Raw genomic sequence first — 10,395 nt, forward strand, 5'->3', positions numbered from 1 at the left:
CGCCTGGCGCTTCCGCTGTCGCCTCCGCGCTCACCAGCGCCTTGAGGGCGCCGACGACCTGTCCGGAGGTGGGGATCTCTTCGAGAACGGTCATGCCGGGCGGGACGGCCCCGGGCCCGGCCGTGGTTGCCCGGCCGGGGCGCGATCACCCGTACGGGGTGCCGTCCGCGCCCCTTTCCCGTGCCGCGCCCGTGACGGGGCGTCAACCTCCCGGGAACGCACAGGCCGCGAGAGGTCGACGCCGCCGGGCAGCCGGTGTCAGGCGGTGAAGTCGGACGCGGCCAGGAGGCCGGTGTCCGGGTTGTCGGTGAAGATGCCGTCGATGCCCGTCGCGAAGTACGCCTTGTACGCACCGAAGACGTCGCCGTACGCGTTCGGATCGGTGCCGCGCCGGAAGTCGGCGGGCAGGAAGGTGTTCTCGTTGCGCATCGTGTACGGGTGCAGGACCAGGCCCCGCGCGTGGGCGTCCCGCACCAGCGTCGTGGGCTCGGTGAGCCGGCCGTTCGCGTCCTTGGGAATGACGAGGTCCAGCAGCGGGCCGATCCCCTGGGCGAAGCCCGCGATCCAGTCCAGGCCGTCCGGCTCGACCAGATCGGCCACCGTGCGCGGGTCGCCCGACTCGCGGAAGTCCCACGGGCGGTCGTCCGGGGTCCACAACAGGACGACACGCGGAGTGGCCACGAGACGGGCCATGCGCTCCATGCTCGTCGGCTCGAAGGACTGGAGGAACGTCGGGGAGCTCGCGCGGTGCCGCCCGTACCGGCGCAGCAGCTTCGCCAGGCGCTCCTCCAGGCCGAGACCGATGTTCCGGAAGTAGGTGGGGTGCTTGGTCTCGACGTAGAGCCACACGGGGCGGCCGCGGCGGCGGCCCTCCTTCTCGGCCCACTGCAGCACCTCCTCGAAGGTGGGCACCGTCCAGCGGCCGTCGTAGAGGGTGTTCTCCTGGCGGGTGCCGGGGATCCGCTCCTTGGCACGCAGCGTCTTCAGCTCGGCCAGCGTGAAGTCCTCGGTGAACCAGCCGGTGAGGCTGACGCCGTCGACCGACTTGGTGGTCCGGCGAGAGGCGAACTCGGGGTGCGCGGCGACATCGGTCGTGCCCGTGATGTCGTTCTCATGACGGCATACGAGGTGCCCGTCCTTCGTGGGCACCAGGTCCTGCTCGATGACGTGCGCGCCCATGTCGAGGGCGAACTGGTACGCGCCGATGGTGTGCTCGGGCCGGTATCCGCTGGCACCGCGGTGGGCGATCACGGTGGGAACGGGCAGGCCGCCCCGGTCCTCGCCGGACGGGCGGACGGCGCCGGTGCGCTCACCCGCCCGCGCCGCGCCCGCACCGGCCCCGAGGGCCGCGGTGGTGAGGACCGCGGCTCCCAGCACGCTCCGACGCGCCGGACTGCTGCTCGCACCGTGTGTCATGAAACGTTCCTCCATGTGATGTACCGCGTGTGATGTCCCGCACCTGCCAAGCGACGCCTGATGGTAGGCAGTTACCTCTTACCTGCGGCAGACCCTGCGCGAACGCGTCGGAAACACACGTCAACACTGCGTATCACCTCGGTGAACCCGATGTGCGAGCGAGGGCGACCCGCGAGTATCGTCCTCACCTGCACAGACTTCACCGGTCATAACCGCCCGTCCCATGACACCGGAGGACCCGTTGTCCCGCTTGACGCTCATCAAGGCAGTGCTCGGGCCGATCCTGCGCCTGATGTTCCGCCCGCGTGTGGAAGGGGCGGAGAACATCCCCGGGACGGGAGCCGTGATTCTCGCCGGGAACCATCTCACCTTCATCGACTCCATGATCCTTCCGCTGGTCTGCGACCGCCCGGTGTACTTCATCGGCAAGGACGAGTACGTCACGGGCAAGGGCATCAAGGGCCGCGCGATGGCCTGGTTCTTCACCGGCTGCGGCATGATCCCGGTCGACCGGGACGGCGCCAACGGCGGCGTGGCCGCGCTGATGACGGGCCGCCGGGTGCTGGAGGAGGGCAAGATCTTCGGCATCTACCCCGAGGGCACCCGCTCCCCCGACGGCCGTCTGTACCGGGGCCGTACCGGCATCGCGCGCCTCACCCTGATGACCGGCGCGCCGGTGGTCCCCTTCGCCGTCATCGGCACCGACAAGCTTCAGCCCGGCGGCGCGGGCCTGCCCCGGCCCGGCCGGGTCACGCTCCGCTTCGGTGAGCCGATGGAGTTCTCGCGCTACGAGGGGATGGACCGTGACCGCTATGTGCTGCGCGCGGTGACGGACTCGGTGATGTCGGAGGTCATGCGGCTGTCGGGGCAGGAGTACGTGGACATGTACGCAACCAAGGCGAAGGCGGCGTAAGCCGCTGCGCGGGGCCGTTTCCCCACCCCGCCCCGCCGACCCCGTCAGTGCTCGACGTCCTCCGCCAGTTTCTGCCCCCGCAGCAGGAACCACGCCACCGCCGCCGTGGTGAGGAGCACGAGCGCCCCCACCCCGGCCGCCATCCGCAGGCCCTCGGTGAACGCCTCCTGCGCCGCCGTGACCAGGGCTTCCGCGCGGGCCGGCGGGAGGGCGGCCGAGGCCTCCACCGCGCCGCCGAGCGACTCGTGGGCGGCCGCGGCCACGTCCGACGGCGTACCGTCCGGCGCGGTGAAGCCACGGTAGACGCCGGTGACGATCGAGCCGAGCAGCGCGATGCCGAGCGCCGCGCCCAGCTCGTACGCCGTCTCCGACACCGCGGACGCGGCTCCGGCCTGCTCCTTGGGAACGCTGGAGAGGATCACGTCCGCGGTGACCGTGAACGAGAATCCCGCGCCCGCGCCGACGATCAGCAGCGACGCCCCGAGCAGCGGGTAGCCGGTCGACCCGGTGAGCAGCGTCAGCACGGCGAGGGACAGCCCGACGGCGGCCAGGCCGCCGGCGACGACGGACCGTACGGAGAACCGGCGGGCGGCCCTGCCCGCGACCAGCCCCGTCGCCACCGCGCCGATCGCGGCGGGCAGTTCCGCGAGTCCCGCCTCGAACGGTGGACGGCCCTGGACCAGTTGCAGGAACTGGGACAGGAAGAACACGAGACCCGACAGGCCGAGGATGGTCAGCAGGTCGGCGAGCACCGCGCCCGAGAATCCGCGGTGCCGGAACAGCCGCATGTCCAGCAGGGGCGCGCTCAGGGTGAGCTGCCGGCGGACGAAGCCGTACAGGCCGGCGGCGCCGGCGAGTGCCGCCACGCCCGCTTCCCAGCTCGCCCCGTGGGTGGCGGCCTCCTTGACGGCGTAGACGACGGCGACCATGCCGACGAGGGACAGTGCCACGCTGAGCAGGTCCCACGGGCCGGTGGCCGGGTTCTTCGACTCCGGCAGGAGCTTGACGCCGACGACGACGAGGACCGCCATCACGGGCAGGTTGATCAGGAAGACGGAGCCCCACCAGAAGTGCTCCAGCAGAAGGCCGCCGACGACGGGGCCCACTGCCGCGCCCGCGGACGCGGTGGCGCCCCAGATGCCGATGGCGAAGCTGCGTTCCCTGGGGTCGTGGAAGATGTTGCGGATCAGCGCCAGCGTGGAGGGCATCAGGGTCGCGCCGGCGACGCCGAGCAGCGCCCGCGCGAGGATCATCATCTCCGGGGTGGTGGCGTACGCGTTGAGGACCGACACGGCTCCGAAGGCGACGGCTCCGCTCAACAGCAGCTTCTTGCGGCCGATGCGGTCGCCGAGGCTGCCCATGGAGACGAGCAGGCCGGCGATGACGAACGAGTAGACGTCGCCGATCCACAGCAGTTGGGTGCCGGTCGGTGCCAGGTCCTCGCTGAGGAACGGGGTGGCGAGGCCGAGCACGGTGGCGTCGACGGCCACGAGGAGGACGGCGAGGACCAGGACCGCGAGGGCCAGCCAGCGGCCGGGGCGGTACACGGTCTCGTCCGTCCCGTTCGTGGGCAGGACGGTGGTGCTCATTGATCCACTCTCCGTAGTGCTCCGCCGAGCAGCAGCTCGGCGGTCATGTGCTGGAAGTCCTTCTTGGCGACACGGCCGTCCATGACGGCCCAGGCGCAGGAGCCGACGAGGGCGTAGAGCGCCTCCGTCAGCCAGGCCGGTGTCAGATCGATGCGGAACTCGCCCTCGTTCTGGCCGCGCCGGAACAGGTCGGAGACTCGGGCGTCGAGGCGGGCCCAGCCCTCGTTGATCTCGTCGCCCTCGAAGAGCTGGTTCTCGGTGTAGAGGAAGGCCAGCAGGTCCGCGGCCGGCTGCATCTCGCCGATCAGCCGGCGCAGGGCCTCGCCGGCGCCGTCCTCGTCGAGTCGGGCCCGGTCGATCGCCGCCTCGAACTCCTGGATGCCGAGCTGCTCCAGCGCCCTGACGAGCGCGTCCCGGCCGGCGAAGTGCCGGTGCAGGGTGGCGCGGCCGATGCCCGCGGCCCGGGCGACCTCGTCCATGGTGGCGGTCGATTTCCGGGCGAGGAGGGCGGCGGCGGCGCGCAGCGCGTGGTCTCGATCCATGGCCATGGGACAACCATAGACCATATGAGACACCAGTGTCTCATTCAGTATGCAGACGTCTCTTTACCGCAGGTTCGGAGGCTGCACCATCTGCGCCGCCCGCTCTTGTCCTGGAACAGCCAGCCGCAGTCGGCACCGGGACAGGCACGGACGGTGAACCTGCCCGGGTCCGCCAGCAGCTCGGCGGCGCTGCGGGCCACGGCGAGCACGGGCAGCCGCAGACCGGCGGAAGGGGACATCCGCCAGTGGCCGAGGCCGTCCTCGCCTCGGACGAACACCGACTCCTTCGCGGCGTCCTCCGCGACATCCGCCACCGCCTTGAACGCCCTCACGTCGTCGGGACCGGTCAGAGCGGCGTACAGCTGCGCACGGAACTCCCGCGCCTCCTCCAGAACGGCCGCGGCCTCGTCCGGCCGCTGCCGCGCCCGCTTCAGCAGCCCGGTCACCAGCCAGTCCTCCGCGAGATCCAGATGCCCCGCCCAGACGGCGAGCGTCCGGTAGGTGCGCAGCCATTCCGATCCGGGCAGGCCCGGCCCGCCCCAGCCGGCGTAGGTGTTGCAGAACTCGAGCGCCGGATGGCCGCTGGTGGTCCAGGGCAGCCACTCCTCGTCGACCCGTACCGCGTAGAGGGGCGCGGGCGGGCGGTTCAGCCGGGGATCACCGTGCAGCATCCGGTCGTGGAGGGTGTTCAGCGCGGCGCCGGGCTCGATGCCCAGGCCGGTCACCAGCGCCTTGCGGGTGACGCGGTACAGCTCGAGAGCGTCCGCCTGCCGGCCGCTCCGGTACAGGGCGGTCATCTGCGCGGCGACGAGCCGTTCCCTGCCGGGATGCGCGCGGGCGAGCGGCGTCAGGTCGGTGACGACCCTGTCGTGCATACCGAGCTCCAACTGGGCCTCCGCCCGCTGTTCCAGCGCGGACAGCCGGAGTTCGGCGAGCGACTCGCCGAGCCGTTCCCGCAGTCCGTCGTCCGCGACGTCTTCGAGCAGCGGCCCCCGCCACAGTCCGAGGGCCCGGTCGAACAGGCGCACCCGCTGGGCCGCGTCGGCGACGCCCCCGGCGCGGCGGGCGAGGTCCTTGAACTCGTGGGCGTCGACCGCGTGGACGCCGGGGTCGAGGACGTAACCGTCGTGGCGTGTCTCGACGCGGACCCCGTACGCGCCCAGCCGGGCGCGGAGCCGGCCGATGTAGGTATGGACGGTGCCCCGCGCGGACGCGGGCCCGTCGCCGTCCCACAGCAGCTCGATGAGACGGCCGGTGGTCACGACCCGGCCCGCCTCCAGCAGGAGGATCGACAGCAGGCAGCGCTCCTGGCGGCGGCTGCCCACCGGGACCCGCTCTCCTTCGTGACGGGCCTCGAACGGACCCAGCAGCTGGAACTCCATGGCAGCCGCGAGCCTAACCGGCGGGTGCGACGGCGCACAGCGGTGGTGAGCGCGTGGTCAGACGGCGGGGACAGGCTGGGGCGGACAGCGGGACCACTGCCCGGTCCGGTCCTTCCCGGCCCGGTCACGTCTCGGTCGGACCACTTCTTCAAGGAGTCTCCATGCGACGAATCGCCTTTGCTCTGGCGGCAGTTGCCGCGACCACACTCATGGGCGCCGCGCCCGCGGCCGCCGCCGCGCCCGCCGAGCGGTCCGCCGGTGTCGATGCCGGACTCGCCGCCGGCCTCGACGCCGGCTGGGAGCCGGCGCCGTCCGCGCCGTGGGACGTCGCGGCGGGCCTGCGATGCGACTTCCCCGTCCACGGCGAACCCGTCGTGGACGAGGTGGTCCGGCGCGTGCTGGACACCCACCCCGACGGAAGGCCGAAACTGGTCGCCTACAAGGGAGACCTGATCGTGCGGGTCACCAACAAGGAGACGGGCGACTCCTACGACGCCGACGTCAGCGGCACGGCCGTCGTCGACTACCGCACGGACGGCTCCCAGTTCTGGTCGGTGCTCGGCCCGGTACTGGTCGGGGTCGGCGAGGGCGCCGGCAATCTCGACCGGGGCCTGTACGTCGTGGACGGCGTCTACACCTTGGACATCAGCCCGTCCGGCTACAAGAAGGTCACCATGGCCCATGGATCGACGACGGACATCTGCGAGCAGATCGACTGACCGGATCCCCGCGACCTGACATCCCGGCGCCCGACGGGCTGTCAGGTCGCGGGGAGACGAAGCTGCCCGTCGGGACACCGGAATGCTCCGTCGGGAGGTACGAAAAAGGGCAAGGGGGCTGTGCCCACTCCTTGCCACTCTCAAGGTATAGCGCACTGGGGGGCTTGCGGCAAGGCCCCCGTCGTGACGCAGAATCTCCGGCCTGAGCCGGAATCTGCGGAAGCGAGAGTCACGAAATGCGAGTGTTGTTGTCGACGTACGGGTCGCGCGGTGACGTCGAACCGCTGGTGGGACTCGCGGTGCGGCTGCGGGAACTCGGCGCCGAGGTGCGGGTGTGCGCGCCGCCGGACGAGGACTTCGCTCAGCGGCTGGCGGGCGTGGACGTCCCGATGGTGCCGGTCGGCCCCTCGGCGCGCGCGCTGACGACGGCCGCGCCGGCGTCCCTGCCCGAGCGCGCGGCCGCGTTGATCGCCGGTCAGTTCGACGCGCTCCCCGCGGCCGCCGAGGGATGTGACGTGCTGATGGCCACGGGCCCGATGCCGGCCGCGGCCGGCGCGCTGTCGGTGGCCGAGAAACTGGGCATCCGCTCCGTGTCCGTGACCTTCCAGCAGCTCACCCTGCCCTCGCCGTACCACGCGCCGCTGGCGTACGCGGGCAGGCCGTTCCCGCCGGACGTGACCGACAACCGGGTGCTGTGGGACCTGGACAAGCAGAGCATCGACGCGCTGTTCGGCGAGGCGCTCAACACCAACCGGGCGTCGATCGGTCTGCCCCCGGTGGACCACGTCCGCGACTACGTGATCGGCGACCGCCCGTGGCTGGCGACGGACCCGGTCCTCGACCCGTGGCTGGAGCCCGCGGACTTGGACGTGGTGCAGACCGGCGCGTGGTTCCTGCCGGACGAACGCCCGCTCCCGGACACGTTGGAGGCGTTCCTCGACGCGGGCGAACCACCGGTGTACGTCGGCTTCGGCAGCATGCCCCTGCACGGTTCGCCGGACGCCGCCCGCGTGGCCGTCGAGGCCGTCCGCGCGCAGGGCCGCCGCGTACTCGTCTCCGGCGGCTGGGCCGATCTGGCACTGATCGACGACCAGGACGACTGCTTCGCCGTGGGCGAGGCCAACCACCAGGCACTGTTCGGCCGGGTGGCCGCCGTCGTGCACCACGGCGGCGCGGGCACCACGACGACGGCCACCCGTTCCGGCGCACCGCAGGTGGTGGTGCCCCAGTCGGTGGACCAGCCGTACTGGGCGGGCCGGGTGGCCGAGTTGGGCATCGGCGCGGCGCACGACGGTCCGACCCCGACCTTCGAGTCCTTGTCGGCTGCGCTCGCGACGGCCCTGACGCCCGGGACCCGCGACCGGGCGCGGGCCGTCGCCGGCAAGGTCCGCACCGACGGTGCGACGGTGGCCGCGAAGCTGCTGCTCGACAGGGCAGGCCGGGAAAGGCTGCCCGTGTCCGCGTGACATCACGCGACCGCCGAGCCACGAACCGGAAACACAAGTGCACGCGAACGTGGCCCTCATGGCTGTCGCCCGCCATGGCCACCGGATTCGTCACGCCGGTCCAGACGCCTTGCTGCGCGCAACGACTGCAAGCGGCCTCACATCGGAGCAATGACGTGAACCCCCTGACCACCAGCGCCTTCGACCTTCCCGACCGCCTCTCCCCCAAGGCCGACCCGACGCTGATCGCCGGCGACGAGCAGCACTTCGCTGCCGTCGCGCAGTGCCTCGAGGAGTCGATCGCCGAACTGACCGACCGCCTCGACGCCGAGCGCCGGGCACCCGGCGGCACCGGCCGGCAGGCGATGGACCGTGACATGGAGATCCACCGGCTGACCGCTCGCCTGCGCGCGCTGCGACGCTTCGGTCTGGACCTGTGCCTCGGGCACATGGTCGGCGCGGAGGACCCCGAGCCCGTGTACGTCGGACGGCTCGGCCTCAAGGACAGCACGGGCCGTCGGCTGCTGCTCGACTGGCGCTCCCCCGCGGCCGAGCCGTTCTTCGGAGCCACCCACGCCGACCCGATGGGTCTGGCGAGCCGCCGGAGATACCGCTGGACCCGCGGCCGGATCAGCGACTACTGGGACGAGGTGTTCACGGCGGACGGGTTCGCCGGGCATGCCGCGCTCGACGACCAGTCCGCCTTCATCGCCAGCCTGGGCAGCAACCGGTCGCCGCGGATGCGGGACGTGCTCGGCACCATCCAGGCGGACCAGGACGCCGTCATCCGCGCGGGGTCCCGCGGCGCTCTCGTCGTCGACGGCGGCCCGGGTACGGGCAAGACCGTCGTCGCTCTGCACCGCTCCGCCTACCTCCTCTACTCCGATCCTCGCCTCGGTCACCGCCGCGGCGGTGTGCTGTTCGTCGGTCCGAGCCGGCCGTACCTGAGCTACGTCTCCGACGTCCTCCCCAGCCTCGGAGAGGAGGGCGTGCAGACCTGCACCCTGCGTGACCTCGTCGCCGAAGGCGCCGTGGCAGAGGTCGAGGCCGACCCGGAAGTGGCCCGCCTGAAGTCGTCCGCGGACCTGGTGCACGCGATCGAGAAGGCCGTCGCCTTTTACGAGGAACCGCCCGCCAAGGGCATGACGGTCACGACCCACTGGTCCGACATCCAGCTGAGCGCCCACGACTGGGCCGCGGCGTTCGAAGCGGCGGAGCCCGGTACGCCGCACAACGAGGCGCGCGACCAGGTGCTGGAGGAACTGCTCACGATCCTGGTGGACAAGCACGACGAGGACGACGCGGACGACGTCCCGCCCGACCTGCTCCGCAAGTCCCTGCGGGGGAACAGGGAGCTGATCACGGCCTTCGACCGCGCATGGCCGCTGCTCGAAGCGGCCGACCTCGTCGGAGACCTGTGGTCGGTACCCGCCTACCTGCGGATGTGCGCGCCCTGGCTCGGCCGCGACGAGGTCCACAAACTCCAGCGCGCGGTACCACAGGCCTGGACGGTGTCCGACCTGCCGCTCCTGGACGCCGCGCGGCAGCGGCTCGGCGACCCGGAGGCGTCACGGCGCAGGCGTCGGCACGAGGCCGTCCTCGCCGCCCAGCGCGAGCGCACGGCGCAGGTCGTCGACAACCTGATCCAGGCCGCGGCCGATTCGGGCGCCGACGGCGACGACGGCGAAGGCCTGGTGACGATGCTGCGCGGCGAGGACGCCAAGGTCAGTCTGGTCGACGAGTCCGAACTGCCCACCGTCGAACCGGACCTGCTCGCCGGACCGTTCGCGCACGTCGTCGTGGACGAGGCCCAGGAGCTCACCGACGCCGAGTGGCAGATGCTGCTGCTGCGGTGCCCGTCCCGGAGCTTCACCATCGTCGGGGACCGCGCTCAGGCCAGGCACGGGTTCACGGAGTCGTGGCAGGAGCGGCTCGAGCGGGTCGGGCTCGACCGGATCAGCCTGGCGTCCCTGAACGTCAACTACCGGACGCCGGAAGAGATCATGGCCGAGGCCGAGCCGGTGATCCGGGCGGCGCTCCCCGACGCCAACGTGCCGACGTCCATCCGCAGCAGCGGCGTCCCCGTCGTCCACGGATCCGCTTCGGAGCTGGACGGGATCCTCGACGGCTGGCTCGCCGCGCATGCCGACGGGACCGCCTGTGTCATCGGCGTCGGAGACGTCGAAGAGGGCACGTCCCGATCGACGTCCCGCGTCCGGTGGCTGACCCCGGAGCTGTCGAAGGGGCTCGAGTTCGACCTGGTCGTCCTTGTGGACCCGGACGAGTTCGGCGAGGGCGTCGAAGGAGCGGTCGACCGCTACGTGGCGATGACCCGGGCGACCCGGCAGCTCGTCGTCCTCACGAGCTCCTGACGCCGGCAGGACCAGAG

The 10,395-nt window shown here is 71.9% G+C and carries 8 protein-coding genes; 4 read left to right on the forward strand and 4 right to left on the reverse strand.

From position 1 onward, the window contains the following. Positions 1–258: 258 nt before the first annotated feature. Complete coding sequence (locus ACWGH4_RS22600; RefSeq protein WP_453463703.1) at positions 259–1,416, reverse strand: glycerophosphodiester phosphodiesterase; 1,158 nt, start codon at positions 1,414–1,416, stop codon at positions 259–261. A gap of 250 nt (positions 1,417–1,666) precedes the next feature. Here ACWGH4_RS22600 and ACWGH4_RS22605 point away from each other — a divergent pair, with 250 nt between their 5' ends. Beyond that, positions 1,667–2,329 carry a lysophospholipid acyltransferase family protein gene (locus tag ACWGH4_RS22605; RefSeq protein WP_159693764.1) on the forward strand — a complete coding sequence of 221 codons (663 nt, stop codon included), beginning with the start codon at positions 1,667–1,669 and terminating at the stop codon, positions 2,327–2,329. Between the two features lie 44 nt (positions 2,330–2,373). Here ACWGH4_RS22605 and ACWGH4_RS22610 read toward each other — a convergent pair whose 3' ends face one another. The 3 genes from ACWGH4_RS22610 to ACWGH4_RS22620 are packed head-to-tail and all read right to left on the reverse strand — an operon-like array spanning position 2,374 to position 5,842. Beyond that, positions 2,374–3,918, reverse strand: a complete 1,545-nt coding sequence (locus ACWGH4_RS22610; protein WP_453463707.1) for an MFS transporter — start codon at positions 3,916–3,918, stop codon at positions 2,374–2,376. Then, complete coding sequence (locus tag ACWGH4_RS22615) at positions 3,915–4,466, reverse strand: TetR/AcrR family transcriptional regulator (protein WP_453463709.1); 552 nt, start codon at positions 4,464–4,466, stop codon at positions 3,915–3,917. The genes ACWGH4_RS22610 and ACWGH4_RS22615 overlap by 4 nt, the downstream gene beginning before the upstream one ends. A 38-nt stretch (positions 4,467–4,504) precedes the next feature. Beyond that, positions 4,505–5,842: a BTAD domain-containing putative transcriptional regulator gene (locus tag ACWGH4_RS22620; protein WP_453463712.1), complete on the reverse strand. Its 1,338-nt coding sequence runs from the start codon at positions 5,840–5,842 to the stop codon at positions 4,505–4,507. A 161-nt stretch (positions 5,843–6,003) separates the two neighbouring features. Between ACWGH4_RS22620 and ACWGH4_RS22625 the strand changes: the two genes are divergently transcribed. The 3 genes from ACWGH4_RS22625 to helR all read left to right on the forward strand — a co-directional run bounded on the left by ACWGH4_RS22625 (position 6,004) and on the right by helR (position 10,378). Further along, positions 6,004–6,561, forward strand: a complete 558-nt coding sequence (locus tag ACWGH4_RS22625) for a hypothetical protein (RefSeq protein WP_453463715.1) — start codon at positions 6,004–6,006, stop codon at positions 6,559–6,561. A 236-nt stretch (positions 6,562–6,797) separates the two neighbouring features. Continuing rightward, positions 6,798–8,027 carry a glycosyltransferase gene (locus tag ACWGH4_RS22630; RefSeq protein WP_453463718.1) on the forward strand — a complete coding sequence of 410 codons (1,230 nt, stop codon included), beginning with the start codon at positions 6,798–6,800 and terminating at the stop codon, positions 8,025–8,027. Positions 8,028–8,182: 155 nt separating this feature from the next. After that, positions 8,183–10,378: an RNA polymerase recycling motor ATPase HelR gene (helR, locus tag ACWGH4_RS22635; RefSeq protein WP_453463721.1), complete on the forward strand. Its 2,196-nt coding sequence runs from the start codon at positions 8,183–8,185 to the stop codon at positions 10,376–10,378. The last annotated feature ends 17 nt before the right edge of the window (positions 10,379–10,395 follow it).

The organism is Streptomyces sp. NPDC054847 (assembly GCF_053610925.1).

Coding starts and splice junctions, on each gene's coding strand:
- ACWGH4_RS22630 (WP_453463718.1), top strand. CDS start 6,798: ATGCGAGTGTTGTTGTCGACGTACGGGTCGCGCGGTGACGTCGAACCG.
- ACWGH4_RS22600 (WP_453463703.1), bottom strand. CDS start 1,416: ATGACACACGGTGCGAGCAGCAGTCCGGCGCGTCGGAGCGTGCTGGGA.
- ACWGH4_RS22610 (WP_453463707.1), bottom strand. CDS start 3,918: ATGAGCACCACCGTCCTGCCCACGAACGGGACGGACGAGACCGTGTAC.
- ACWGH4_RS22620 (WP_453463712.1), bottom strand. CDS start 5,842: ATGGAGTTCCAGCTGCTGGGTCCGTTCGAGGCCCGTCACGAAGGAGAG.
- ACWGH4_RS22625 (WP_453463715.1), top strand. CDS start 6,004: ATGCGACGAATCGCCTTTGCTCTGGCGGCAGTTGCCGCGACCACACTC.
- ACWGH4_RS22615 (WP_453463709.1), bottom strand. CDS start 4,466: ATGGCCATGGATCGAGACCACGCGCTGCGCGCCGCCGCCGCCCTCCTC.